At 73.3% G+C, this 24,478-nt stretch carries 26 protein-coding genes; 8 read left to right on the top strand and 18 right to left on the bottom strand.

The features are described from left to right. Positions 1–129: 129 nt before the first annotated feature. The 6 genes from ptsP to K415_RS0110585 form a co-directional block, all read right to left on the bottom strand. Positions 130–1,821 carry a phosphoenolpyruvate--protein phosphotransferase gene (gene ptsP, locus K415_RS0110610; RefSeq protein WP_024287029.1) on the bottom strand — a complete coding sequence of 564 codons (1,692 nt, stop codon included), beginning with the start codon at positions 1,819–1,821 and terminating at the stop codon, positions 130–132. 10 nt (positions 1,822–1,831) lie between these two features. Continuing rightward, positions 1,832–2,101 (bottom strand): HPr family phosphocarrier protein, encoded by a 270-nt coding sequence (locus K415_RS0110605; RefSeq protein ID WP_024287028.1) that lies wholly within the window; start codon positions 2,099–2,101, stop codon positions 1,832–1,834. 33 nt (positions 2,102–2,134) lie between these two features. Next, on the bottom strand, positions 2,135–3,664 hold the full coding sequence (locus K415_RS0110600; RefSeq protein ID WP_024287027.1) for a PTS fructose transporter subunit IIC: 1,530 nt from the start codon (positions 3,662–3,664) through the stop codon (positions 2,135–2,137). After that, the gene (locus tag K415_RS0110595) at positions 3,661–4,119 is read right to left on the bottom strand and encodes a PTS sugar transporter subunit IIA (protein WP_024287026.1); all 459 of its coding nucleotides are present in this window, start codon (positions 4,117–4,119) and stop codon (positions 3,661–3,663) included. Before K415_RS0110595 ends, K415_RS0110600 begins: the two co-directional genes overlap by 4 nt. A 1-nt stretch (position 4,120) precedes the next feature. Further along, positions 4,121–5,071, bottom strand: coding sequence for a 1-phosphofructokinase (pfkB, locus tag K415_RS0110590; protein WP_024287025.1), 951 nt, complete (start codon positions 5,069–5,071; stop codon positions 4,121–4,123). Between the two features lie 434 nt (positions 5,072–5,505). Next, positions 5,506–6,630 carry a GuaB3 family IMP dehydrogenase-related protein gene (locus tag K415_RS0110585; RefSeq protein WP_024287024.1) on the bottom strand — a complete coding sequence of 375 codons (1,125 nt, stop codon included), beginning with the start codon at positions 6,628–6,630 and terminating at the stop codon, positions 5,506–5,508. A 139-nt stretch (positions 6,631–6,769) separates the two neighbouring features. Between K415_RS0110585 and K415_RS0110580 the strand changes: the two genes are divergently transcribed. After that, complete coding sequence (locus K415_RS0110580) at positions 6,770–7,489, top strand: exonuclease domain-containing protein (protein WP_024287023.1); 720 nt, start codon at positions 6,770–6,772, stop codon at positions 7,487–7,489. A gap of 45 nt (positions 7,490–7,534) precedes the next feature. On the opposite strand, the gene K415_RS0110575 is transcribed toward K415_RS0110580, so the two are convergent. From K415_RS0110575 to K415_RS21745, 4 genes are all read right to left on the bottom strand, one after another. Next, entirely contained in the window at positions 7,535–8,368 is an 834-nt protein-coding gene (locus tag K415_RS0110575) for an inositol monophosphatase (RefSeq protein ID WP_029663567.1), read from the bottom strand. Positions 8,369–8,403: 35 nt separating this feature from the next. After that, positions 8,404–9,882: an IMP dehydrogenase gene (gene guaB / locus K415_RS0110570; protein ID WP_051480883.1), complete on the bottom strand. Its 1,479-nt coding sequence runs from the start codon at positions 9,880–9,882 to the stop codon at positions 8,404–8,406. Positions 9,883–10,000: 118 nt separating this feature from the next. Further along, positions 10,001–10,639: a LuxR C-terminal-related transcriptional regulator gene (locus K415_RS0110565; RefSeq protein WP_024287020.1), complete on the bottom strand. Its 639-nt coding sequence runs from the start codon at positions 10,637–10,639 to the stop codon at positions 10,001–10,003. A gap of 156 nt (positions 10,640–10,795) precedes the next feature. Further along, on the bottom strand, positions 10,796–11,875 hold the full coding sequence (locus K415_RS21745) for a MerR family transcriptional regulator (RefSeq protein ID WP_155859432.1): 1,080 nt from the start codon (positions 11,873–11,875) through the stop codon (positions 10,796–10,798). A 243-nt stretch (positions 11,876–12,118) separates the two neighbouring features. Between K415_RS21745 and K415_RS0110555 the strand changes: the two genes are divergently transcribed. After that, a complete protein-coding gene (locus tag K415_RS0110555; protein ID WP_024287018.1) occupies positions 12,119–12,409 on the top strand; it encodes a WhiB family transcriptional regulator in 291 nt (96 codons plus the stop codon). Between the two features lie 75 nt (positions 12,410–12,484). Here K415_RS0110555 and groES read toward each other — a convergent pair whose 3' ends face one another. Further along, positions 12,485–12,781 (bottom strand): co-chaperone GroES, encoded by a 297-nt coding sequence (gene groES, locus K415_RS0110550; RefSeq protein WP_024287017.1) that lies wholly within the window; start codon positions 12,779–12,781, stop codon positions 12,485–12,487. A gap of 217 nt (positions 12,782–12,998) precedes the next feature. On the opposite strand from groES, the gene K415_RS0110545 reads away from it, so the two are divergent. The 4 genes from K415_RS0110545 to K415_RS0110530 all read left to right on the top strand — a co-directional run bounded on the left by K415_RS0110545 (position 12,999) and on the right by K415_RS0110530 (position 16,329). Further along, complete coding sequence (locus K415_RS0110545; RefSeq protein ID WP_024287016.1) at positions 12,999–14,186, top strand: class I SAM-dependent methyltransferase; 1,188 nt, start codon at positions 12,999–13,001, stop codon at positions 14,184–14,186. Further along, entirely contained in the window at positions 14,186–15,322 is a 1,137-nt protein-coding gene (locus tag K415_RS0110540) for a glutamate--cysteine ligase (RefSeq protein ID WP_024287015.1), read from the top strand. Before K415_RS0110545 ends, K415_RS0110540 begins: the two co-directional genes overlap by 1 nt. 78 nt (positions 15,323–15,400) lie before the next feature. Then, the gene (locus K415_RS0110535) at positions 15,401–15,823 is read left to right on the top strand and encodes a PadR family transcriptional regulator (protein ID WP_029663566.1); all 423 of its coding nucleotides are present in this window, start codon (positions 15,401–15,403) and stop codon (positions 15,821–15,823) included. Beyond that, a complete protein-coding gene (locus tag K415_RS0110530; RefSeq protein ID WP_024287013.1) occupies positions 15,820–16,329 on the top strand; it encodes a hypothetical protein in 510 nt (169 codons plus the stop codon). The genes K415_RS0110535 and K415_RS0110530 overlap by 4 nt, the downstream gene beginning before the upstream one ends. 70 nt (positions 16,330–16,399) lie before the next feature. Here K415_RS0110530 and tsaD read toward each other — a convergent pair whose 3' ends face one another. From tsaD to K415_RS0110495, 7 genes are all read right to left on the bottom strand, one after another. Continuing rightward, positions 16,400–17,458, bottom strand: coding sequence for a tRNA (adenosine(37)-N6)-threonylcarbamoyltransferase complex transferase subunit TsaD (tsaD, locus tag K415_RS0110525; protein WP_024287012.1), 1,059 nt, complete (start codon positions 17,456–17,458; stop codon positions 16,400–16,402). 96 nt (positions 17,459–17,554) lie between these two features. Further along, on the bottom strand, positions 17,555–18,067 hold the full coding sequence (locus K415_RS0110520; RefSeq protein ID WP_024287011.1) for a GNAT family N-acetyltransferase: 513 nt from the start codon (positions 18,065–18,067) through the stop codon (positions 17,555–17,557). Next, the gene (tsaB, locus tag K415_RS0110515; protein WP_024287010.1) at positions 18,064–18,903 is read right to left on the bottom strand and encodes a tRNA (adenosine(37)-N6)-threonylcarbamoyltransferase complex dimerization subunit type 1 TsaB; all 840 of its coding nucleotides are present in this window, start codon (positions 18,901–18,903) and stop codon (positions 18,064–18,066) included. The genes K415_RS0110520 and tsaB overlap by 4 nt, the downstream gene beginning before the upstream one ends. Positions 18,904–19,022: 119 nt before the next feature. Beyond that, entirely contained in the window at positions 19,023–19,571 is a 549-nt protein-coding gene (gene tsaE / locus K415_RS0110510) for a tRNA (adenosine(37)-N6)-threonylcarbamoyltransferase complex ATPase subunit type 1 TsaE (RefSeq protein ID WP_029663564.1), read from the bottom strand. Between the two features lie 7 nt (positions 19,572–19,578). Beyond that, positions 19,579–20,754, bottom strand: a complete 1,176-nt coding sequence (gene alr / locus K415_RS0110505) for an alanine racemase (protein WP_024287009.1) — start codon at positions 20,752–20,754, stop codon at positions 19,579–19,581. 37 nt (positions 20,755–20,791) lie between these two features. Next, complete coding sequence (locus K415_RS0110500) at positions 20,792–21,454, bottom strand: nucleoside/nucleotide kinase family protein (RefSeq protein ID WP_024287008.1); 663 nt, start codon at positions 21,452–21,454, stop codon at positions 20,792–20,794. Between the two features lie 29 nt (positions 21,455–21,483). After that, positions 21,484–23,127, bottom strand: a complete 1,644-nt coding sequence (locus K415_RS0110495; protein WP_024287007.1) for a bifunctional ADP-dependent NAD(P)H-hydrate dehydratase/NAD(P)H-hydrate epimerase — start codon at positions 23,125–23,127, stop codon at positions 21,484–21,486. A 57-nt stretch (positions 23,128–23,184) separates the two neighbouring features. On the opposite strand from K415_RS0110495, the gene K415_RS0110490 reads away from it, so the two are divergent. Both K415_RS0110490 and K415_RS0110485 read left to right on the top strand, forming a co-directional pair. Next, positions 23,185–24,171, top strand: coding sequence for an LLM class F420-dependent oxidoreductase (locus K415_RS0110490; protein WP_024287006.1), 987 nt, complete (start codon positions 23,185–23,187; stop codon positions 24,169–24,171). Between the two features lie 65 nt (positions 24,172–24,236). Then, positions 24,237–24,428: a hypothetical protein gene (locus tag K415_RS0110485; RefSeq protein WP_155859431.1), complete on the top strand. Its 192-nt coding sequence runs from the start codon at positions 24,237–24,239 to the stop codon at positions 24,426–24,428. The last annotated feature ends 50 nt before the right edge of the window (positions 24,429–24,478 follow it).

Raw genomic sequence — 24,478 nt, 5'->3', positions numbered from 1 at the left:
GCTCTCCCCACACGCAGAGACGTCCCCGCCGACAGCCCAGGAGGTGTCAGACCCACGACCCACGACCCGACCCCACGTCCGACGGGTCGGTCGCGGGGTCGGGTCGCCTGAGGGGCCCGTGCCGCGCGTTCAGCCCAGGGCGAGCACATCGCGGACCTCGGGGTCGACCAGCGCCAGCGCCACCGCACGCGCCTGCTGCGCCGTCCTGGCCGCACGGGCCGCCACGGCGATCTCCTGGCAGCCGGCGAGGGTGTGCCGAGCCAGGGCGAAGCGCACGCCCGGGACGGCCGCCGGGGACATGGACAGACTGGTCACGCCCAGGCCGGTCAGCAGCAGGGCCATCACGGGATCGGCCGCGGACTCGCCGCACACCCCGACCGGCTTGCCGAGCTCCACCCCGGCCGACGCGGTCGCGGCGACCAGGTCGAGCACCGCCGGCTGCCACGGGTCGAGCAGGTCGACGAGATCGCCGAGCAGCCGGTCCGTCGCCATCGTGTACTGCGCGAGGTCGTTCGTGCCGAGCGAGACGAAGTCGACCTCCGCGAGCACGTCCCGGGCACGCAGAGCCGCCGACGGGACCTCGACCATCACCCCGACCTGCTCGATCCCGACCGCCCGCGCCATGGCCGCGAACTGCGCGGCCTCGTCGACCGTCGCGATCATCGGGGCCATCACCCACGGCCGGGTGCCGGTCTCGTGCGCGGCTCGGGCGATCGCAGCGAGCTGGGTGAGCAGGAGATCCTCGGCCGCCCGGACGAGCCGGAAGCCGCGGACCCCGAGGGCCGGGTTCTCCTCCCCCGCCCTCGTGACGAACGCCAGCGGCTTGTCCGCCCCCGCATCGAGCGTCCGGACGACCACCTTGCGGCCACCCATCGCGGCCAGCGCCCGGGTGTACGCGGCAGCCTGGGCGTCCTCGGTGGGCGCGGTCGCATGGCCCAGGAAGAGGACCTCGGTACGGAAGAGGCCGACACCCTCGACGGCGGCGTCGGTGAGCCGCTCGGCATCCTCGGCGGTGCCGATGTTGGCCAGCAGGGCCACCGGGTGGCCGTCAGCCGTGGCACCGTCGGCGAGGTTCTCGGCCAGCGCCGCGAGCGCGACCCGCCGTGCCTCGACGCGGGCCTTCGTGACGGCGTCGGGCCCGACGACGACGGTGCCCGCTGCCGCGTCGACAGCCACGATCTCGCCGTCCAGGAGGTCCGACGCGCCGGCAGCACGGACGACGCACGGCAGTCCCAGCTGGCCGGCGATGATCGCCGTGTGGCCGGTCGGGCCACCCTGCTCGATCACGATGCCGAGCACCATCTCGAGGTCGAGCGCAGCGGTGTCCGCGGGCGACAGGTCGACGGCCACGATCACCGCGGGGCGCTCGAGCGGCGGGACGCCGGGCTCGGGCACGCCCAGACATCGGGCGACCACCCGGTCGCGCACGCTGACCAGGTCCGTGACCCGCTCGGCGAGGTACCCACCCGCTGAGGTGAACATCGACGCGAAGTCCCCGACCACCGCCGACAGTGCCGTCAGCGGCGGCTCACCCTTGTCGATCCGACCGAGGACCTGCTTGCGCAGCGCCCGGTCGTCTGCCATCTGTGCGGTCGCCGAGAGGACCTCGGCAAGCGTTCCCGCGGCCCGGCCGGCCTGCGCCCGGAGCCCCGCGGCGACGTCGGCGAAGGCCTGCTCGACCATCTCCTTCGCCGCCGCGGGGTCGGCGGGAACGAGCTCGTTCGCGGGAACCGTCGGCGCCGGACGGACCCGGGCCACCGGACCCCAGACCGCGCCGCGACCGACGCCGACGCCCTGGAGCACCCTGCTCTGCTCACTCACCGGGCACCACCTACTGGGCGTCGAGATCGGTCTCGAGCAGGACGACGAGCTCGTCCAGCACCCGGTCGGACTCCGGCCCGTCAGCCTCGAGGACGACCGTCTGACCGGGGCCGGCCCCCAGCGCCATGACCATCAGGATGCTCGAGGCATCCATCCCCTCCTCGCCCGGCTTGGCGATGGTCACGTCCACGCCCGAGGCCGCGACGGCCTGGGTAAAGATCGAGGCCGGCCGTGCGTGGAGTCCCACGCGTGAGGCGACGACGGCGGTTCGCTGCGACATGTCGAGCCTTCCTGGTTGTGCGTGAAGCGCGGCTCAGCGAGCGCCGGTGAGAGCAGCGACGCTCTCCACGGACTCGAGGACGGACTCGTCCGGGTTTCGCCCGATGCTCTTCGCCAGGACCAGCGCGACAGCCGAGACGACCATTCCGACGAGGAGCGCGAGCAGGAACAGGACCGGCTTGTTGGCCAGGGCCGAGACCCAGACGCCCCCGTGCGGGGCGAGGATGCCGGAGCCGAAGGCCATCGAGAGGCCACCGGTGACGGCGCCACCGAGCATGAACGACGGGATCATCCGGACGGGGTCGGCAGCCGCGAACGGGATGGCGCCCTCGGAGATGAACGACGCACCGAGCAGCCAGGCGGACTTCCCGGACTCGCGCTCCGCCTCGGAGAACATCCTGGGCCGGACCACCGTCGCGAGGGCGATCGCCAGCGGCGGGACCATGCCGGCAGCCATGACGGCGGCCATGATGACCGCGGGCTTGTCACTGCTGGTCGCGGCGTTGGCCAGGCCCGTGGTGGCGAAGACGTAGGCGACCTTGTTGACCGGTCCGCCGAGGTCGAAGCACATCATCAGGCCGAGCACGATGCCGAGCGGGACGAGGGCGGAGGTGCCCAGGCCGTTCAGCCAGGAGGTCAGGCCGTCGTTGACGGCCTTCATCGGCGGGCCGATGACCAGGGCTGTCGCGACGCCGACGACCATCACGGACAGCAGCGGGGTGACGACCACCGGCATGACACCGCGCACGCCCTTGGCGACCTTCCACCGGGAGATCCACAGGGCGACGAAGCCCGCGAGGAAGCCGGTGGCGATACCGCCGAGGAAGCCCGCACCGACCAGGCCGGCAGCGAACCCGCCGACGAACCCGGGAACGATCCCGGGGCGGTCGGCGATCGCGTACGCGATGTACGCGGAGAGCGCCGGCACCAGGAAGCTGAAGGCCCACTTGCCGATCCAGAAGAGCAGCACGGCCCAGGACTGCAGGGATCCCAGCGAGAACCCGTCGGAGATCCAGCTGGTGAACGCCCCGCCGTCGAAGCCGTCCACGACGGCGGTGACCGCGATGGCCCCGTCCTTGCCCCAGGCGACCGATGCGAGCAGGAAGCCGACGGCGATGAGGATGCCGCCGGCGGCGACGAACGGGATCATGTACGAGACACCGGTCATCAGGTACTGGCGGATCCGGGTCGCGGTGCCGACCTGCCGCACCGGCGCGGCGGGAGCGGCGGCGACCGAGCCCGCTGTCCCGGCCGGCGCTGCCTTGACGGCCTCGACCGCGGCGGCGATGACGCCCGGTGCGTCGTGCACGGCCTTCTTGACGCCGACGTCGACCGTCGGCTTGCCGGCGAAACGACCCTTGTCCTGGACCTCGAGATCCGCAGCGAAGATGACGCCGTCGGCCGCGGCGATGATCGCCGGGTCGAGCGGGGTCGAGCCGGCCGCACCCTGGGTCTCGACGACGCACTCGTGGCCGGCTGCGAGGGCCGCCTGCTCGAGTGCCTCGGCGGCCATGTAGGTGTGAGCGATACCTGTGGGGCATGACGAGACCGCGACGAACTTCATGACGGGACCACCTCTCGTGTGACGATGTCGGCGACCGTGACGGCATCAGGGGCCTGCTTGATCGATGTGCGGAACGACTCGTGGACCAGCCGGCGCGCGAGCGCGGCCAGGATCTTCAGGTGATCGGAGTCACCGCTCGCAGGTGCCGCGATCAGGAAGATCAGCGTGGCCGGACCGTCCGGCGCGCCGAAGTCGACGCCTGACGGGACGCGACCGACAGCCAGGCTCGGGACTGTCACGTGCTCCGAGCGGGCGTGCGGCAGGCCGATCCCACCGGGCATGCCGGTCGCCATCTGCGCCTCGCGCGCCCGCACGTCGGCGTGGAAACCGTCCGCGTCGGTCACCCGGCCGGCAGCGGCGAGCAGGTCGATGAGCTGACGCGTGACGTCGTCACGGTCGGTCGCGACGATGTCGAGCGCGACGAGCTCGGGGGTGATCAGAGGGTTGGTGCTCACGTCACAGCTCCTTCAGGGTCAGGCTCGGGTTGGGCTCCTCGACGACCGTGACGGCGGCGAGGTCGATCTGCTCGGGGCGTGGCATCTCGGTCCCCGGGAGCTGGACGGCGGCGCGGCCCCAGGCCACCGCCGTCCTGAGCCGCTCGGACGGTGCTCGACCGTCGGCGGCGACGTAGCCCGCCAACGTCGAGTCCCCGGCGCCCACTGTCGACACCGGCACGATCGGGTCGCCGCCTGCCCACCAGCAGGCCTCGGCGGTCACGAGCAGTGCACCGTGCGCACCCAGGCTCACCAGCACCGCCTCCGTGCCGAGCGCGACGACCTCCCGGGCGGCGTCGCGGACGTCGCCGACCGTGTGGAGCTCGCGCCCCACGAGCTCGGCGAGCTCGTGCTCGTTCGGCTTGACGACCGCGAGGCCGCCGGCCCTGACCGCGGCGGCCAGCGGGGCGTCGGACGTGTCGAGCGCGAACGGGACGTGGTGGGCGGCCGCGAGGGCTGCGAGCCGGCTGAGGATCGACGTCGGCACGCCCTCGGGCAGGCTGCCGGCGGCGATCACGCAGGTCGTGCCCGGGCGCAGGTGCTCGTCGACGGCAGCGAGGATGCGCGCCTGCTCGTCGTCGTCGATCCGGGGTCCGGGGGCATTGACCTTCGTGGTCCCGCCGTCCGGGACCGTGATCGTGACATTGCTCCGGATCGCGCCCGCGATCGGCACCGGGTGCGCCGGGACGCCGTGCCGCTCGAGCTCGGAGACGAGGACCGGCCCGTCGGCCCCCCCGATCGGGAACACGGCGACCGTCGCGATGCCGTTCTGCTGGAGCGCGCGCGAGACGTTGATGCCCTTGCCGCCGGCGTCCAGGTGGGTGCGGAGCGCCCGGTTCACCTCGCCGACCAGGAGCCGTTCGGTGTCGAACGTCCGGTCGAGGCTCGGGTTGAGCGTGACTGTGATGATCATGTCTGCACCGTCCGCGGTCCGGCCGGGACACCGTCGTCGAGACGTGCCCTGCTGACCCTGCTCAGGGTCGTCCGCTGCCCCTCGGTCGCGTTCACAGTCGCTCCGCATTGTCCGTTCGGATGTTGTTATGGCTTTGTTTACTTCCGTTTGCGTCCGTTGTCAACACCCGGTCCGGGTCCTGAGACCCTCCACCGCCGCATCCGCACCCGGGCGAGCCGCCCTCCCGTCCCCCCACGAGCCGTCAGGTCCACCGGTCCCGCGGGGAGCATGGGGCGGACAGCTCTCGCCTACAGACCCACCAAACCAGCGTGCGGGGGACCCCACAACCCCTGCGGCGACCCGGTGGGGAACGCCAGAACCCCGTGCACCGGGGCGCACGGGGTTCTGGTGGAGCCGGGTCGGGTCGGGTCGGGTGGCCCGAGGTCGGGGTGGGGTCAGTGCGGCTGGTAGGGCGAGACGACGACCTCGACGCGCTGGAACTCCTTGAGGTCGGAGTAGCCGGTGGTCGCGAGCGCCCGGCGGAGCGCACCGACCAGGTTCAGCGTGCCGTCCGCCTGTCGACCGGGGCCGAACAGGATCTCCTCGAGGGTGCCGGCGGTACCGACCTCGACCCGCTCACCGCGTGGGAGCTGCGGGTGGTGCGCCTCGGGGCCCCAGTGCCAGCCCGCGCCCGGGGCCTCGGCGGCCCTGGCGAGGGCGGCACCGACCATCACGGCGTCGGCGCCACAGGCGACCGCCTTGACGAGGTCCCCGGACCGCCCGACCCCGCCGTCGGCGATCACGTGGACGTAGCGGCCGCCCGACTCGTCGAGGTAGTCACGGCGTGCGGCCGCGACGTCCGCCACGGCACTGGCCATCGGCGCGTGGATGCCGAGGGTGACCCGCGTGGTGTGCGCCGCGCCACCGCCGAAGCCGACCAGGACGCCGGCCGCGCCGGTCCGCATCAGGTGCAGCGCGGCGGTGTACGTCGAGGCCCCGCCGACGATCACCGGGACGTCGAGCTCGTAGATGAAGCGCTTGAGGTTGAGCGGCTCGGCGCGCCCCGACACGTGCTCGGCCGAGACGGTCGTGCCCCGGATGACGAACAGGTCGACCCCGGCGTCGACGACGTGCTTCCAGTACTGCTGGGTCCGCTGCGGGGACAGCGCACCGGCGACCGTCACGCCGGCACGGCGGATCTCCTGCAGCCGTTGGGTGATCAGCTCGGGGATGATCGGCGCCGCGTAGATCTGCTGCATGCGGGCCGTCGCGCTCGCCCCGTCGAGGGCGGCGATCTCGGCGAGCAGCGGCACGGGGTCCTCGTACCGGGTCCAGAGACCCTCGAGGTCGAGCACACCCAGGCCGCCGAACCTGCCGAGGGCCACAGCCGTCTCCGGGCTCATCACCGAGTCCATCGGCGCGGCGACGATCGGCAGGTCGAAGTGGTAGGCGTCGATCTGCCAGCCGACCGAGACCTCCTCGGGATCGCGCGTGCGGCGCGAGGGCACCACGGCGACGTCGTCGAAGGAGTAGGCCCGGCGACCGCGCTTGCCGCGGCCGATCTCGATCTCGTTGCTCACCGCCCCAGGCTACCGGCGCGACGGCCCGAGCCGGCTCATCAGCTCGAGGAAGCAGGTCGGTCCGGCCCCCGCGGCGTGGCCGCCGTCGATCTGTGGGTGGTCGCTGGCAGGCTTCGGACAACGAGGGGTGGTCGCAGTGATGGCATGGGTCGACGCAGCCGTGGTCGGTTTCGACACCGAGACCACCGGGGTCGACGTCGGGGTCGACCGGATCGTCACGGCCGCGGTCGTGCGCCGGTCAGGCAGGACGACGTCGGTCACCTCCTGGCTGATCGACCCGGGGGTCGAGATCCCGGCCGCCGCCGCGGCGATCCACGGCATCACCACGGAGCATGCGCGCGCTCACGGGCGCCCGCCCACCGACTGCCTCGACGAGATCGCCGAGGTGCTCGCGGACGCGCTGCGCGCCGGCGAGCCGGTCGTTGCCTTCAATGCCGCGTACGACCTGTCACTGCTCGACGCCGAGCTGCGCCGCAACGACCTGCCGACCCTGCCGGAGCGGATCGGCCGCGAGGTGCGCGTCGTCCTGGACCCGCTGGTCCTCGACCGTCACCTGGACCGGTACCGGCGCGGCAAGCGCAAGCTCGGTGACCTGTGCGCCCACTACGCGATCGGCGACACGGCCCACCTGCACACGGCCGACGTCGACGTCCTGGCGACCCTCGACGTGCTGCGCGCACTGACTGTCGCGTTCCCCGAGATCGGCACCATGGCGCTGGACGACCTGCACGACCTCCAGGTGCGCGCGCACCGCACCTGGGCGGAGGGCTTCAACCTGTGGCGGACGTCCCAGGGCATGTCCGGGCCTGGTGCCGAGCTCACCTGGCCGGTGCGGCTTCCGGAGCCGGTCCTGGTCTGAGCACCGGCAGGCCGGTCCCGGTCCGAGCATCGGCGGGCGGCGCCGTCAGCCGAGCCCGAGACCTGCGATCACGGCGTCCGCGGCCTCGGCCGATGCCGCACCGACCAGGCCCGAGCGCGCGTCGTCAGCGCGGTAGTCCGACCCGTCGAGCCGCCGGGACACCCCACCGACCTCACGCAGCAGGACGGCCCCCGCTGCGTGGTCCCACGGGTGGGTGCGCCAGTAGAACGCGAAGTCCTCCTGCCCCGACGCGATCCGGGCGTAGGTCGCACCCGACCACAGCCGCAGGCTCGGGTACGCAGCGGGACCGATGGCGGCGATCCTGGGCTCGACCTGCTCGCGCAGCCCGGTCGGCAGGCCGTCCGCGCTGCCGCTCAGGAACGAGGTCGCGACCCCACCGCGCAGTGCCGTGAGGTCAGGGGCGGGCCGGGCCAGCCGATCGCCGTTGCACCATGCCCCGGCGCCGCGCATCGCGACGAACATCTGCTCGTGCTGCGGCAGGCAGATCCAGCCGCCCACGGCCCGGCCACGCTCGACGAGCGCGACCATCACGGCATGATCCGGCAGGCCCTCGACGAACGCCTGGGTGCCGTCGATCGGGTCGACGACCCAGACCTGCTCGGCCCCGGCGATCACGTCGAGCAGTCGCGGGTCGGCCGCAACCCCCTCCTCGCCGACGACCGGGATCCCGCGGCCCAGCATCGTCAGACCCTCGACGAGCGCTGCCTCGGCGGCCAGGTCCACCACGGTGACCAGGTCACCGGGGGACTTCTCGCTGACGTCGCCGTCGCGCAGGTCGCGGAACCGCGGGGTCACGACAGTGTCTGCGACGTGCGTGATCAGCGCCGTGACGGCGTCGACGTCGATCTCCCGTGCCATGGACAGCCCTTCGGTCGTGCGGGGGCGGGTGCCGCTCAGCGCGAGGAGTAGTTCGGAGCCTCCGCGACCATCTGCACGTCGTGCGGATGGGACTCCTTGAGCCCGGCCGCCGTGATCCGGACGAACCTGCCACGCGCCTGCAGCTCGGGCACCGTGCGGGCGCCGACGTAGAACATCGACTGGTGCAGACCACCGATCAGCTGGTGCGAGACGGCGCCGAGCGGGCCCCGGTAGGGGACCTGCCCCTCGATGCCCTCGGTGATGATCTCGTCGTCGGAGAGGTCGCCCTGGAAGTAGCGGTCCTTGGAGTACGACCGGCGGTCCCCGCGCGACTGCATGGCGCCGAGCGAGGCCATCCCCCGGTACCGCTTGAACTGCTTGCCGTTGACGAAGACGAGGTCACCAGGGCTCTCGTCGCACCCGGCGAGCAACCCGCCGAGCATCACCGTGTCCGCACCTGCGACCAGGGCCTTGGCGATGTCACCGGAGTACTGCAGGCCGCCGTCGCCGATCACCGGGACACCGGCCGGCTTGGCCGCGAGCGACGCCTCGTAGATCGCGGTGATCTGCGGGACGCCGACGCCTGCCACGACGCGCGTGGTGCAGATCGAGCCCGGTCCCACACCGACCTTGATCGCGTCGACCCCGGCATCGACGAGCGCCGCAGCACCCTCGCGGGTCGCGATGTTGCCACCGATGACCTGCACGTGCCGGGTGGCCGGGTCGGCCTTGATCCTGCGCACCATGTCGAGCATGAGCCTCGCGTGGCCGTTCGCGGTGTCCACCACCAGGACGTCGACACCGGCGTCCACCAGGGCCACCGCACGCTCCCACGCGTCACCGAAGAACCCGACGGCCGCGGCGACCACGAGCCGGCCCTCCGCGTCCTTCGTGGCGAGCGGGTACTGCTCGGACTTGACGAAGTCCTTGACCGTGATCAGACCGCGCAGCACCCCGCTGTCGTCGACCAACGGGAGCTTCTCGACCTTGTGCTTGGCCAGGAGCGAGGCGGCGTCCGGCCGGGTGATGCCCACCGGACCGGTCACGAGCGGCATCACCGTCATCACGTCACGGACCCGCAGGGTCGCGTAGTCGGCGGCGGCGACGAAGCGCAGGTCACGGTTGGTGATGATCCCGAGCAGCCGGTCCTCCGCGTCGACGACCGGGAGCCCCGAGACGCGGTACTTGCCGCACAGGTCGTCGAGCTCGGCGAGCGTCGCATCGGGGCCGACCGTCACCGGGTCGGTGATCATGCCGGACTCGGAGCGCTTGACCAGGTCGACCTGGTGCGCCTGGTCCGCCACCGACAGGTTGCGGTGCAGCACGCCGACACCACCCTGGCGCGCCATCGCGATCGCCATCCGCGCCTCGGTGACGGTGTCCATCGCCGCGGACAGCAACGGGATGGCGACGGAGATCTCGCGGGTGAGCCGCGAGGTCGTGTCGACCTCGCTCGGGATCACGTCCGTCTCGCCGGGCAGCAGCAGGACGTCGTCGTAGGTCAGGCCGATCATCCCGAAGGGGTTGGCGGCATCGGCAGCTGCGGAAGGGCCGGGCTCGAACGCGCTCACCCGGTGATAGTACGCAACGACCGGCGCCGGACCGGCGCCCGTCCGCTCCCTGGAGCGACGGTCAGCGGATGAGCCCCTGCCGGAGGCCGATCGCGACGGCCTGTGCACGGTCGGCCGCGCCGAGCTTGCGGAAGAGCCTGCGTGCGTGCGTCTTGACGGTGTCCTCGGAGAGGAACAGGTCGCTGCCGATCTGGGCGTTCGAGCGTCCGTTGCTCATCCCGGTCAGCACCTCGAGCTCGCGGCGGGTGAGGTCGACGCCGCCGGGACCCGACGGACGCGGCGCGACGACGATGCCGTCGCGGCCGTTCGGCGGACCGGGCTGGTGCGGGACGGTGGTGGCCGACAGGCTGTGCGCGGCCACGGCGGCGAGCTCGCTGCGCTCGACGTCGGGCGCGAGGTAGCCGCGGGCACCCAGGGCGATGGCGCGGTCGAGGGTGATCTCGTCACCCGGCACGGCGAGCATGATGACGACGGGTTGGGAACCGGTCATGCGCAGCCGGCGGATCGCCTCGATCGGGCCGGAACCCGGCAGGTGCGCATCGATCAGCACGAGCGCGGGTACCGAGCGGCGCACGAGGGCGACGAGCTCCTCGGCGGTGGCGGCGCCGCGCGCGGGCACGAGCGCCGGGACACCGTGCGCCGCAGCGACGATCCGGTCGCGCACAGCAGCGGTGCCATGGCATACGACGATGCCTGCCATCCGCCTCCTTCCGCCCACGCGACACGGTCAGGACCATGCCACCAGCACGGAGGTGGTGTCCGCGCTGGAACTGTCATCGGCCGTGGCGGGCGGGAACCTTAGCCGTCGGCACGGGTGAACCACTGTCCCGATCACCCGTCGCCTGCGAACGGCGAGTCACCCGAGAACGGCGAGGATCTCGTGCAGGGCGCCGGTCAGGGTCCGCACATGGTGCACCGTGGCCGACGACGGCACGTCGAAGGGCGCACTGCCCTGTCGGTGGACGAAGACCGGCACCGAGCGGTCAGCGGCGATCACGGCGCTCACCGCGTCCGCGGCACGGTCGGAGTCGCCGGGCGCGCCCGCCTCGTGGACGAGGGCCACGGACGGCTGCATGCGTTCGACCGCGGGTCCGACCGCTGCGAGAGAACCGCCGGAGAGCACCCGGACCGGGACGCCACGAGCCTGCAGGGCGGTCGCGATCACATGGAGCAGAAGGTCCGGGCGGACACCGGCCGCGATCGCCAGGACGGTCGGGGCACCGTCGGCGCTCGCACCGTGCGGCGAACCGATCGAGCCGTCGACCCGCTGCGACCGGGCGACCTCGACCGCGGCGCGGCTGCGGAGCTCGGCGAAGGCCGCCGACTCGAGCGCGGGCACCACCGACTCCCCCGGCCGCTCGAGGACCGGGCGCTCGGCGAGTGCGCGCAGGGACGGCGCGACGAGGTCGGACCACCAGGCGAGGACGTCGCGCGGATGGACCCGCGCGAGCATCCACCGGACGGCGGCGTTGTCGAAGTGAGCGGCAGCGGCGACCAGTGCCGCCGGGTCGGCTGCCATCGGGACGGCGTCCGTGTACGCGTCGAGGACGTCGGTGACCGACGGGACCCGGACCGACGAGGCCGACGACGCCTCCGCGGACGACAGGGCGGTACGGGCCGCCTCCGACGGGGCGACACCCTCGAGGGTGAGCCGGCGCATCACCAGGAGCCGCCCGACGTCCGTCGACGAGTACCGGCGGTGCGAGCCCGCCATGTGCTGCGACGGACCGAGCCCGTAGCGGCGGTCCCAGGTCCGCAGCGTGGCGGGTGCGACACCGAGCCGCCGGGCGACCGCTGCGACGGTCAGGGCAGGGCCCTCGGCCTTGGCACCGCGCACTGCGGTCCCTGCGGATGCGCCGTGGCTGCGGGCGGCGGGCTCGTCTGCGGCGGGGACCTCGCGCGACGGCTCCGCGGCGTCGGAGCTCGTCGGGACCATGAAGCGATTGTGCACAGCCCACGGCGCGATCCGCCACCGCACGCGCTGATGAGCACACGGTTGTCATTTCGCTTCGCGAGACGCTTCAGCGCGAATAACCATGACCAAGGGGGTTGACCAACTTGTGACGCGGTTCTAGGTTGGAGACAGCGCATCGACCAGATGACGACCGATCGCCCAGGCGTACCCCGCCATCGATCACCGAGAGCGACCGGCAGCCGCCGGTCCGACCCAGGAGGACCCATGACGGAGATCTCGCGACTGCCCGGTCCGGTGATGGACCTGTGGGAGTGGCAGTACGAGGGCCTGTGCCGCGAGGCAGACCCGGCCCTCTTCTTCCACCCGGAGGGCGAACGCGGCTCGGCCCGTCGTCGCCGCGCGGAGGCCGCCAAGGCCATCTGCGCCACGTGCCCCGTGATCGAGATGTGCCGCGAGCACTCCCTCGCCGTGCGCGAGCCGTACGGCGTGTGGGGCGGGCTGTCCGAGGAGGAGCGCACCGCGCAGCTTGCCGGGCGCCTGCGCAAGGCCGGCTGAACGACGCACGACGAAGCCCCGCACCGGATGTCCGGTGCGGGGCTTCGTCGTGCGCAGCTCAGGAGCTGGCCGAGCTCACTTCACGACGACGGCGAGGATGTCGCGCGCCGAGAGGATCAGGTACTCCTCACCGGCGTACTTGACCTCGGTGCCGCCGTACTTGCTGTAGATGACCGTGTCGCCGACTGCGACGTCCAGCGGGACGCGCTGGCCGTTGTCGTCGACGCGGCCGGGACCGACTGCCAGGACCTCGCCCTCCTGGGGCTTCTCCTTGGCGGTGTCCGGGATGACAAGACCGGAAGCCGTCGTCTGCTCTGCTTCGAGCGTGCGGACAACGACCCGGTCCTCGAGCGGCTTGATGGAGACCGACACAGCGGACCTCCCCTTCGCATTCGTGGGAACGGATGATGATCATGGCCGCGGACCTGGGCTGCCCGTCGTCGCGGGTGCCGGTCAGCCCGATTGCTGTCCGATGCGGCTGGTAGCAATCTATTGCCGCGTTAGCACTCGGTCAACACGAGTGCCAGTCGCCCGCACCACCGGCGGCCCGGGCGGCCCCTGGCGGACGGGGCGTGCAAGGATCGGCCTCGTGGACCCTGCCGCCCTGAGCCTGCTGCTGAGCCCTGAGGGGTGGGCGCTCCTCGGTGCACTGCCGCGCTACGACGAGCGCCTGGCGATGGTGCTGTCCGAGCGCCTCCAGCGCGAAGGCGTCGATGCCGTCCTGGTGGCTGCCGCGCTGACCCAGTCGAGGCTGCGCTCCAGGGCACGGGAGAAGTTCGACGACTTCGCCGACGGCATGCTCTTCACCGCCGCCGGCCTCGAGCAGGCGACCCGGCTCAACGTCGGCGCCCGCCACGCGCAGCGGTACACCGCCGCAGGCTGCACCCGGGTGGCCGACCTGACGTGCGGCATCGGCGGGGACTCGATGGCGTTCGCTGCCCTCGGCGTCGCGGTCCTCGCCGTCGACCTCGACGAGCTCACTGCGGCGATCGCGACGGTCAACCTGCGGCACTTCCCCGAGGCCGAGGTCCGGCACGCCGACGGCCTCACCCTCGACCTCCTGGCCGAGGGCGTCGACGGGGTCTTCGCCGACCCTGCACGCCGTACGACCGGGGGGCGCCGGCGGCATGACCCGTCGGCGTACAGCCCCCCGCTGGACGACGTCCTGGCGGTGCGCTCGACCGTCCCGGCGCTCGGCGTCAAGGTCGGGCCGGCCATCGCGCACACGGCCGTCCCGGCCGACGCCGAGGCCCAGTGGGTCAGCGCGGACGGCGACGTCGTCGAGGCCGGCCTCTGGTTCGGCCCGCTCGCACCGGACGGCCCCGGACGCAGCGCCCTCGTGCTGCGCGGGAGCCACGCGACGACGTTGCGCGAGCCGGCCGGCGGGCTCGTGGCACCTGAGGTCGGGCCCGTCGGCGGCTACCTGTACGAGCCGGACGGCGCCGTGATCAGGTCCGGCCTGGTCGCGCTGGTCGCCGAGCAGGTGCGCGGACGCCTGCTCGACTCCACGATTGCCTACGTGACCTCCGACCACCTGACCACGACCGACGTCGCGACGGCCTATCGCGTGCTCGACGTGATGCCGTTCGGGCTCAAGCGCCTGCGCACCGCACTGCGTGAGCGCGGGGTCGGGCGGCTCACGATCAAGAAGCGCGGCACCGCCGTCGTGCCGGAGCAGCTGCGCAAGCAGCTCGACCTGCGGGGCGACGAGGAGGCGACGATCGTCCTGACCCGGGTCGCGGGCAGCCAGCAGGTGCTCGTGGTGGAACCGGTCTGATGGAGATCCCGTTCGCCGCATCCGAGCGCTCGACCATCGGGATCGAGTGGGAGCTGGCGCTGGTCGACTCCGACAGCGGGGACCTGCGCCAGGTCGCGCAGACAGTGCTCGACGCGGTCGCCCCACCAGGCGGCGGCGAGCACCCGACGATCCGCCAGGAGCTGCTGCTCAACACCGTCGAGATCGTCACCGGCGTGTGTCACACGGTCCCGGAGGCCGGTCGCGACCTGGAGCGGAGCATGGCCCTGATCCGCGAGATCACCGACCCGCTGCGGGTCGAGCTCATGTGCGCGGGCACGCACCCGTTCGCGCGGTGGACGCAGCAGAAGGTGACCGACAAGCAGCGGTACGCGACCCTCATCGACCGGACGCAGTGGTGGGGCCGGCAGATGCTCATCTACGGGGTCCACGTGCATGTCGGCATCGAGGACCGCGACAAGGTGCTGCCGATCCTCAGCGCCGTGCTGACCTGCTTCCCGCACCTGCAGTCACTCTCGGCGTCCTCGCCGTTCTGGGGCGGCAAGGACACCGGCTACGCCTCCAACCGGGCCCTGATGTTCCAGCAGCTCCCGACGGCCGGCCTGCCCTTCCAGTTCGACACCTGGCAGGACCTCGAGGCCTACACCTCGGACATGATGCACACCGGCGTGATCGACCAGTTCGACGAGATCCGCTGGGACCTGCGACCGTCGCCGCGGTTCGGGACGCTCGAGATGCGGATCTGCGACGGCGCGTCGAACCTCACCGAGGTGCTGGCCTTCGCGGCCCTCATCCACTGCCTCGTCGAGTACTTCTCGACCATGCTCGACGAGGGGAAGACGCTGCCGAAGCTGCCGCCGTGGTTCGCGCAGGAGAACAAGTGGCGCGCGGCGCGGTACGGGATGGACGCGATCATCATCCTGAACGCGGCGGGTGACGAGGAGCTCGTGACCGACGCCGTCACGCGCCTGCTCACCGAGCTCGAGCCCGTCGCACAGCGGCTGGGTTGCGCCCCCGAGCTCGACGGCATCCGCACGATCCTGCGCAAGGGCGCCTCGTACCAGCGTCAGCGTGCGGTCGCGCGCCGCAACGGTGGTGAGCTCGACGCGGTCGTCGCATCGCTCGTCGCGGAGATGCGCGCCGGCCGACCCCTGTAGGCAGCCTCCCGGCGAGGCAGTGCGCGTGCGACGTCGCCGCTACTATGCAAAACCCACTAGCGGGTATAGCCTTCCAGCGTGACGGACGACGTGCGGGACCCGCAGCTCCTCAAGGGCGTGCTGCCCATGCTGGTGCTCCACCTCCTGACCGAGCGCGAGTCCTACGGCTACGAGCTCGTGACCCGGCTGCAGGCCGCCGGCCTGACGGACATCGCCGCCGGCACGGTCTACCCGCTGCTCACCCGGCTCGAACGTGAGGCGTCCATCTCCTCGCGCCTGGTCGCCTCGACCTCCGGACCGGCCCGCAAGTACTACTGCCCGACGCCGGACGGGGCGGCCGCCCTGGCCGCTGCCGTCCGCGGCTGGGAGCAGCTGGCCCGGACGGTCGCCGGTGTGCTCGACACCGCGAGCCCCGCCGCCCAACACCCGGCCGCCGCCCTCCCGCACGGCCAGGACCACAGCCCGGCCGGCACGACCAGCACCCCCGAGGAGCACCGATGAGCACCAGGGCCCTGTCCCCGCGCGACCTCCTGGCCCGGGAGCGCTACCTCTTCCGGTTCAGCTGGACCATGCAGGACTACCCGCGCAGGGAGTACAAGCGGATCAGGCGCGAGCTGCGCGCCGAGGTCACCGCCGCTGCGGCGGACGTCGGCATGGCCGCCGCCCTGGCCGACCTGGGTCATCCGATGGTCCTCGGCGAGCGGTACATCGCCGAGCTCGGCCGGCGGCTCCCGCGCTGGACCACCGGCATCGTGGCAGCGGCCCTCGCGGTGGCCGTGGTGATCTACCTGTTCACCGCCTACGCGGTCGGCACGCTCGACACGCTCGAGGCACTGGGTGGGGGTGCCGTCACGCGCTACCCGTTCGGCTCCGAGACGACGTTCACCTTCACCGGCCAGGAGATCTCGGTGCGGTCCAGCACCTCGTGGCAGTGGGCGGCCCTGTACGTCGGGGTCGCGGCTGTCGCCTTCGTGACGGGGTCCCGCCTGTGGCGCGCGCTCGGCTGACCACATCTGCAGCGTCACGACCCCCGTCGCGCCGCCCGGCCCCGCGTCCCGCTCCGGAGCCCCGCATCGCTCAGACGGTGACCTGGGTCAGCGGCATGGACGAGTCGACCGGCAGGTCGAGCGCCGACGGCGGCAGCCCACGGCGCACGGCGGCGGCCCCGAGCGCCGCGATCATCGCGCCGTTGTCGGTGCAGTACCGGATCGGCGGGATGCGCAGCGTGATCCCGGCCTCGGCGCAGCGCTGCGCCGCGAGCTCGCGCAGCTGGGAGTTGGCCGAGAACCCGCCGCCGACCACCAGGGTGGACACCCCGTGCCGGTGGCACGCGGCGATCGTCTTGGCCGTCAGGACGTCCGCGACGGCAGCGGCGAAGGATGCCGCGACGTCCCGCACCGGGATCTCGACGCCGGCATCCTGACGGGCCTCCACCCAGCGGGCGACAGCCGTCTTGAGGCCGGAGAACGAGAAGTCGTAGGCGTGGTCGACCTGGTCCTTGGCCGCGGTGAGACCCCGCGGGAAGCGGATCGCCGCCGGATCGCCCTCCCGGGCCAGCCGGTCGATGTGCGGGCCGCCGGGATAGGGCAGCCCGAGCAGCCGGCCGACCTTGTCGAACGCCTCCCCCGCCGCGTCGTCGAGCGTGTGGCCCAGCTCGGTGACCCCGGTGACGATGTCGTCGACCAGGAGGAGGGACGAGTGGCCACCCGAGACGACCAGGGCCATCACACGCTCGGGGAAGGGTCCGTGCACGAGCTCGTCGACCGCGGCGTGGCCGATCACGTGGTTGACACCGTAGAGCGGTCGGCCGAGGCCGACGGCGAGCGCCTTGGCCGCAGCGGCACCGACGGTGAGCGGGCCGACCAGTCCCGGACCGGCGGTGACGGCGATCGCGTCGATCTCGCCGAGCTCGACGTCGGCCTGCTCGAGCGCTCGGCGGAGCGTCGGCACCATGGCCTCGAGGTGGGCTCGCGAGGCGATCTCCGGGACGATCCCGCCGAACCTCGCGTGCTCGTCCATGGAGCTCGCGACGACGTCGACCAGCAGCTCGCTGCCCGCCTCCGTGAGCCGGACCAGAGCGACGCCGGTCTCGTCGCAGGAGGTCTCGATCCCCAGGACGAGGGCGGCGTCAGGCATGGCTCCCAGGGTAGGCGCGCAACGTCCCGTCCGGCGCCGCACGCGCGGACGAGCGGTCGGCCGGCGACGAGCGGTCGGTCAGGGACGAGCGATCGGTCAGGGACGAGCAGCCGGTCGGAGCAGGAGGCGCATCGTCCAGGCGTCGACGTCCTCCGGCTGGTAGTACCGCTTGCGCCGGCCGAGCACCCTGAAGCCCAGGCCCGTGTAGAGCGCGACGGCCGCGTCGTTGTCCACGCGCACCTCGAGCAGCACGGCGTCGGCGCCCAGCTCGCGGGACCGGTCGACGAGCGCCTGGAGCAGCCGTGCGCCCAGCCCCCGGCGCTGGGCTCCTGGCACAACCCCGATCGTCATCACCTGGCTGACGTCGCCGTCGAACCACAACCCGGCGTAGGCGACGAGGCGCGACGCAGCAACGGGCGCGCCGCGCACCGGCACGGCCTCAGGCTCGTCGCCGTCGATGCCGACGTACCACCGGCCCGGTGCGTCGAGCTCCTCGCGGATCATCGCCTCGTTCCACGCCGACGGTCCGAACAGCACGCGCTCGAGGTCGACCAGTCGCGGCACGTCGGCCGGGCTGATCGGTCGGACGACGCCATCCGCACCGCTCATCCGGTGGCCCGCTTGCGGCCGGCCGCCGGTGTCACGTCCGGCCGCCGCAGGTACAGCGGCTCGGTCGGCAGCTCCGCACCCCGCGCGAGCCGGACGCGGGCCAGACGCGCCAGCGTCGCGGGCGCGACGGTGACCGGTGCGCCCGCGGCGGCGGTCAGGTGCTCGGGATAGAGGGCAGCGCCCGGGCCGACGACGACGACGCCCGGGAGGTCCCCGTCCAGCGCGAGGGCCGCCGGGAACCAGACGCCAGGTCCGCTGACGAGCTCGACGTCCTGCTCGACGTCCTCGTCGACGTCCTGCTCACGGTCCTCGTCGACGTCCGACCGGCGATCCCCGTCGGCGGCGTCGCCGGGCCCGCGTCGACCCACCGCACGCCGCCGGTAGCGCGCGGCGTAGACCTCACGCCGCCGCGCGTCCGTGACCACGAGCACGTCCCGGTCCGGCGCCAGCCCGGCGTCGAAGGCTGCTGCCGCCAGGGCGTCGAGGCTGCACACGCCGTGGACCGGGATGCCGAGCGCGAAGGCGAGCGTGCGCGCGGTGACCAGGCCGGCACGCAGGCCCGTGAACGGAGCAGGTCCGGTGCCGACCACGACGGCGGACAGCTCGCGCCGGTCGAGCCCCGCCTCGGTGAGCACCTCGACGATCATCGGGGCGAGCAGCTCGGCGTGCCGACGCTGCTCGGTCACCCGGCGCTCGGCCAGGAGCCGCCCCGCGACCGGAACCGCGAGGCTCGCGGCGGCGCCATCCGGGCCGGCCGGACCTTCTGGGCCGTCAGGGGCGTCGGCGAGCAGCGCGACGGCGACGTCGGCTGAGGTGTCGAGAGCGAGCACAGGCACCTGGTCATCCTTCCATCCCGCGAGCCGCCGTCCCGCGAGTTGCTGCCCGACGAGCCGCCGTCCCGCACGCCCAGGGACCGGGACGGCCGGACCCGGGCACCGCGTCGGTCCGACGGTTCTCAGCCGGGCAGGGGCACGTCGCACCACCGCAGGCCCCGGGCGCGCACCGTGACCTTGCGCAGACCGGCCTCGGCATCGAGCACGGCGTCGAGCGCTGCGGCCGCGCCGGGATCACCGGTGACGTCACCGGCACCGTGCGGCCGGTCGATGGTCACCTCGAGGCGGTCGGACGAGAGCACCTCGGCCAGCCCCTCGCCCCACTCGACGACCGTCACGGACTCCTCGAGGCCGGCATCCAGGTCGAGGGCGTCGAGCTCCTCGAGCGACCCCAGCCGGTAGGCGTCGACGTGCACCAGCGAGGGCCCGCCGACGAGGGACGGGTGCACCCTCGCGATGATGAACGTCGGCGACGCGACCTGCCCGCGCACGCCGAGGCCGACGCCGATCCCCTGGGTCAGGGTCGTCTTGCCGGCGCCCAGGGCACCGGTGAGCACGACGAGGTCGCCGGCCCGCAGCACACCCGCGAGGGCCCGCCCGTAGGCCCTGGTCGCCTCGGCGTCGGCGAGCTCGACGTGCACGACCCGGACGAGGTCGTCCTGCCCGGTCACCGGGGGCTCACCGGGCAGTCACGGGGCGGTCACCGGCGGAACCGACGTACACGCGCGGCACGCGGGACCCGATCCTCGTCACGATCTCGTAGGAGATCGTCCCGGCCGCCTGCGCCCAGTCCTCGGCCGTCGGCTCGCCGTCGGCGCCGGATCCGAAGAGCACGACCCGGTCCCCGGCGACCTCGTCGGCCTCGTGCCCGAGGTCGAGCACGAACTGGTCCATGCACACCCGGCCGGCGACACCCAGGCGACGTCCGCCGACCTGGACGGGACCGCCCCAGCGGTCGGCCGTACCCGATGCGTGGCGTGGCACCCCGTCGGCGTACCCGATCGGGACGACGCCGAGCACGGTGGCGGCCGGGGTGGTGTAGACGTGCGCGTAGGACACGCCCTGACCTGCCTCCACCGACTTGACCACGGCGAGATCTGCCTCGAGCCGCATCGCGGGGGTCAGGCCGAAGGCGGCCGGTCCGCCGATCTGCGGGACCGGCGAGAGTCCGAAGACCGCCAGGCCCGGACGCACCAGGTCGTACCGCATCGACGGGTTGGTCAGCGTCGCCGCGGAGTTCGCCAGGTGGCGCACCTCGAGCCGCGCGCCCTTGCGCTCGGCGAGCGCGACGGCCTCGTCGAAGACGCCGATCTGACCGAGCACCGTCGGGTGGTCGGGGGCGTCCGCCCACGCCAGGTGGGACCACACGCCGACGACCGAGCACAGGCCCTCGGCCTGCGCGCCGAGGGCGGCGTCGAGCAGCGGACCGAGCTCGCGCGGCATGACGCCGCTGCGCCCGAGGCCGGTGTCGACCTTGATGTGGATGCGTGCCGTGCGGCCCACGGCGCGGGCGGCGTCGAGCACCTCCAGCAGGGCCCATCCGGCGGCGACCGAGACGTCGATCCCGGCAGCCACGACCTGGTCGAGGGGCGCACCGGGGGCGTAGAGCCAGGTCAGGATGGGCGCATCGATGCCGGCGGACCGCAGCGCCAACGCCTCCTCGAGCTGGGCGACGCCGAGCCAGGTCGCCCCTCCGGCCAGGGCGGCGCGCGCGCTCGGCACCAGGCCGTGGCCGTACCCGTCCGCCTTCACCACAGCCATCACGGCCGCCGGTGCGGCGCGCGCGGCGAGCTCAGCCGCGTTGCCGCGGATGGCATCGAGGTCGATGACGGCGCGGGCTGGGTAGGCACTCACGGTGGCAAGTCTCCCACCCGGTCGACAGCGCCGCGGGTCAGTCCGTCCCGGCGGGCCGGACGACGACAGTCGTCCGGTTCCGGGTGCGGGCGATCAGCCGGGCGTTGCGCTCGTCCCCACCGAGCACCCAGGCCCGGGCGGCAGCCGGCTCCTTGCCGAAGGCAACGTGCCTGGCGATCAGGCGCTCGATCCGTAGGTCGTCGTCGACCTCGACGTACCAGCACTCGTCGAGCAGCGCCGCGACGGATGCCCACCGGCCGTCGTCGTGCAGCAGGTAGTTGCCCTCGACGACGACCAGGGGCACGTCCGGCCCGACCGCGATCGACCCGGCGACGGGCTCCTCGAGCATCCGGTCGAAGTGCGGTGCGTAGACGACGGCGTCCGACGGCACGGCGCGGTCGTTCGGCACGGCGCCGTCGGGCGCCCGCAGCCGTTCGAGGAGCACGACGAAGCCTGCGGCGTCGAAGGTGTCCGGGGCACCCTTGCGATCGGCGCGTCCCAGCCGCACGAGCTCCGCCTGGGCCAGGTGGAAGCCGTCCATCGGGACCAGGACCGCGCGCGGCCCGACGGTCGCCACGACGGCAGCGGCGAGCGTCGACTTGCCGGCCCCGGGTGCCCCCGTGATCCCCAGGATGCGACGCCCGCCGGCGGCGGCGAGCCGCTCGGCGCGCTCGAGCCCGGCCCCGATGCCGATCATCATGTGGGGCGGCGGCGCGGACGGCTGACCACTCACTGGGTCACGACGCGGCGGACCGCCCGGTGCGGGCGCGGACGTGCACCCCGGGTGCCGCCCGCCAGCCCGGGGGCGAGCAGCCGGGCGATGGTCTGCGGGACGGCGGCCGCGACGGCCGAGGCTGTGACCGGGCCTGCCGGGTTCGCCGCGCGGGCCGCCCGACCGTGCACCAGGGCCGTCGCAGCGGCCAGCCGCGCGACGACCGTCGCGTCGGCGCGCACCTCGGCCGCCCGGCCGGCGAGCGCCGCACCGAGCATCCCCGCCAGGACGTCGCCGGCACCCGCCGTCGCGAGCCACGACGGCGCCTCACGCTGCGCGAAGAACCCGGCCGGCCCGGCCACGACCGTCGTCGAACCCTTGAGCAGCACGCTCGCACCCGTGCGGTGCTGGGCCTCACGGACCCAGCGCAGCGGCTCGGCCTGCACCTGCTCACGGCTGACGTCGATGCCCCGGGCGGTCAGCAGCCGGGCCAGCTCACCGGCGTGCGGTGTCAGCACGGTGCGCGGGCCGACCCGCTCGGGCAGCAGGTCGAGCGCTCCGGCGTCGACGACGACGGCGATCCCCTGGCCCGGAGCGTGCGCGAGCGCCTCCCGGGCCCGGCCGGACTGCTCGTCGTCGTCGCCGAGGCCGGGCCCGATCACCCAGGCCTGCACCCGACCGCCACCGGTGACGGCCTCGGGGTGCGCTGCGAGCACGGCGTCGCGCACGGCCTCCGGACCGAGGTAGCGGACCATCCCGGCTCCGGCGGCGAGCGCGCCGGCGACGGTCAGCACGCCGGCCCCCGGGTACGCCGCCGAGCCGGCGACGACACCCACGACGCCGCGGGTGTACTTGTGGGCGGACGCTCCTGGCACCGGCCACAGGGCGCGGACGTCGCTGTCGCCGAGCCGGGAGACCGACGCGCGTCGACCGAGCGAGGAGAGGACCGGCGCGAGGCCCAGGTCCACCACCTCGAGCCCGCCGATCAGCTGCGCGGCGGGTGGCAGCAGCAGCCCCGCCTTCGGCACGCCGAACGTCACGGTGAGGTCGGCCCGCAGCACCGGCCCCGGCAGCGTCCCGTCGTCGACCCCGATCCCGCTCGGCACGTCCACCGCGACGACGAGCGGCCCTCCTCGCCCGGTGCCGCCGCCGGCCGCGTCGTCACCCTGCCCGGCGAGCAGCTCGTCGAGCAGCGTGACGAGCTCGGCTGCCGTCCCGCGCAGCCCGCCGTGCCCGCCGATCCCGAGCAGGCCGTCGAGCACGACGTCCGCCGCGAACGCCTCGGCCAGCGCCTCACCGAGCCAGACCTGCTCGCCGGCGGCGCCCGGCACGATGCCGAGCACGACGCCACCCGCCGCCCGGAGCGCCGCCAGGCCGCCGTCGTGCACCGCGGCCGAGGTCGTCACCGCGACGGTCCGCACCCCGTGGCGCGTCAGGCGTGCCAACGCGTGCAGGGTGTCCCCACCGTTGTTGCCGGGCCCGATGAGGCCCACGACCGTCCGGCCGGACACCCGGCCCGTTCCCTGGCGCAGCTCACGTCGGACGGTGAGCTCGACAGCCATCGCGGCGTGGTCCATGAGCCCGCCGGAGAATCCCCGCTCGGTCGCCAGCAGCGGCTCCTCGGCGGCCCGGACGTCCTGCGCGGTGAAGGCCTCGATCATCTGCCCATCCTTGCGGCTCGAATCGATTTGACGGCGCTCTCGGGATAGGTTGGGATCATGCGCTTCGGACTCTTCATCCCTCAAGGCTGGCGGCTCGACCTGACCGGCATCGCGCCCGCGGACCAGTGGTCGACGATGAACGACCTGGTCCAGCACGCCGACGCCGGCGACTCCTTCGAGTCGGTGTGGGTCTACGACCACTTCCACACCGTCCCGGAGCCGACGACCGAGGCGACGCACGAGGCGTGGACCCTGATGGCCGCCTTCGCCGCCACGACCTCCCGGGTCCGACTGGGCCAGATGTGCACCTGCATGGCCTACCGCAACCCCGCGTACCTGGCCAAGGTCGCCGCGACGATCGACGTGATCAGTGGCGGGCGCGTCGAGATGGGCATCGGCGCCGGCTGGTACGAGCACGAGTGGCGGGCCTACGGCTACGGCTTCCCCGGTGCCGGCGCCCGGATCGCCGCCCTCGACGAGGGTGTGCAGATCATGAAGCAGGCCTGGGAGACCGGCGAGGCCACGCTGGACGGCAGCCACTACCAGGTCTCGGGCGCCCGCGTGCACCCCCAGCCGTTGCAGGCCGGCGGCATCCCGTTCTGGATCGCCGGCGGTGGCGAGAAGAAGACCCTGCGGATCGCGGCCCAGTACGCGCAGTACACGAACTTCGACGGGTCGCCGGCCGGCTTCGCGCACAAGTCCGCGGTGCTCGAGGGCCACTGCCGCGAGCAGGGCCGTGACTTCGGCGAGATCACCCGTTCGGCCAACTACAACGTGGTCATCGGGCGCGACCAGGCGGAGGTCGATGCCCGCCTCGCGTGGATCGGCGACCACTACCGTGCCACGGTGCCCGCGAAGGCCGACGCGACAGTCGCGGAGTTCCGCAACGGACCGCTCGTCGGCACCCCGGAGCAGATCGTCGCCACGCTCACCGAGCTGCGTGGTCTCGGCATGACGTACGCGATCACCTACTTCGCCGAGGCCGCCTACGACCGTTCCGGCATCGAGCTCTTCGAGCGTGAGGTCATCCCGGCCCTGCGCTGAGAGCCGGGGCCGCCGGGCGACCGGGCGGTTCACGGCGCGGCCAGGACGTGCCGATCATCCGATACGTGACGACCTGGACGGAACCTGCCGTGCTGCCGTGGCGCGCCCTGGCCGTCGCTGCCGACGCCGCCGACGAGCCCGACCTCGCGATGAGGCTGTGGCGTCCGCTGGCGGTGCCCGGCGACCCGGCCCACGAGGCTGAGCTCGGCCCGCAGCAGCGATCAGCCGGACCGTCCGGGCCGCCGACGACGCCCTGAAGCCCAACACGGGCCTGTACGGCCTGGCCGGCATCCTCGGCGCGGTCACC

It is taken from the genome of Cellulomonas sp. KRMCY2 (assembly GCF_000526515.1).
Taxonomy (GTDB): Bacteria; Actinomycetota; Actinomycetes; order Actinomycetales; family Cellulomonadaceae; genus Actinotalea.
This window is presented reverse-complemented; position numbering and strand designations above follow the sequence as displayed.

Bases quoted from the DNA above. Each gene is read 5' to 3' on its own strand.
- K415_RS0110605 (WP_024287028.1), bottom strand. From the start codon at position 2,101: ATGTCGCAGCGAACCGCCGTCGTCGCCTCACGCGTGGGACTCCACGCA.
- K415_RS0110600 (WP_024287027.1), bottom strand. From the start codon at position 3,664: ATGAAGTTCGTCGCGGTCTCGTCATGCCCCACAGGTATCGCTCACACC.
- pfkB (WP_024287025.1), bottom strand. From the start codon at position 5,071: ATGATCATCACAGTCACGCTCAACCCGAGCCTCGACCGGACGTTCGAC.
- K415_RS0110580 (WP_024287023.1), top strand. From the start codon at position 6,770: ATGGCATGGGTCGACGCAGCCGTGGTCGGTTTCGACACCGAGACCACC.
- K415_RS0110575 (WP_029663567.1), bottom strand. From the start codon at position 8,368: ATGGCACGGGAGATCGACGTCGACGCCGTCACGGCGCTGATCACGCAC.
- guaB (WP_051480883.1), bottom strand. From the start codon at position 9,882: ATGATCGGCCTGACCTACGACGACGTCCTGCTGCTGCCCGGCGAGACG.
- K415_RS0110565 (WP_024287020.1), bottom strand. From the start codon at position 10,639: ATGGCAGGCATCGTCGTATGCCATGGCACCGCTGCTGTGCGCGACCGG.
- K415_RS21745 (WP_155859432.1), bottom strand. From the start codon at position 11,875: ATGGTCCCGACGAGCTCCGACGCCGCGGAGCCGTCGCGCGAGGTCCCC.
- K415_RS0110555 (WP_024287018.1), top strand. From the start codon at position 12,119: ATGACGGAGATCTCGCGACTGCCCGGTCCGGTGATGGACCTGTGGGAG.
- K415_RS0110540 (WP_024287015.1), top strand. From the start codon at position 14,186: ATGGAGATCCCGTTCGCCGCATCCGAGCGCTCGACCATCGGGATCGAG.
- K415_RS0110530 (WP_024287013.1), top strand. From the start codon at position 15,820: ATGAGCACCAGGGCCCTGTCCCCGCGCGACCTCCTGGCCCGGGAGCGC.
- tsaD (WP_024287012.1), bottom strand. From the start codon at position 17,458: ATGCCTGACGCCGCCCTCGTCCTGGGGATCGAGACCTCCTGCGACGAG.
- K415_RS0110520 (WP_024287011.1), bottom strand. From the start codon at position 18,067: ATGAGCGGTGCGGATGGCGTCGTCCGACCGATCAGCCCGGCCGACGTG.
- K415_RS0110500 (WP_024287008.1), bottom strand. From the start codon at position 21,454: ATGATGATCGGCATCGGGGCCGGGCTCGAGCGCGCCGAGCGGCTCGCC.
- K415_RS0110495 (WP_024287007.1), bottom strand. From the start codon at position 23,127: ATGATCGAGGCCTTCACCGCGCAGGACGTCCGGGCCGCCGAGGAGCCG.
- K415_RS0110490 (WP_024287006.1), top strand. From the start codon at position 23,185: ATGCGCTTCGGACTCTTCATCCCTCAAGGCTGGCGGCTCGACCTGACC.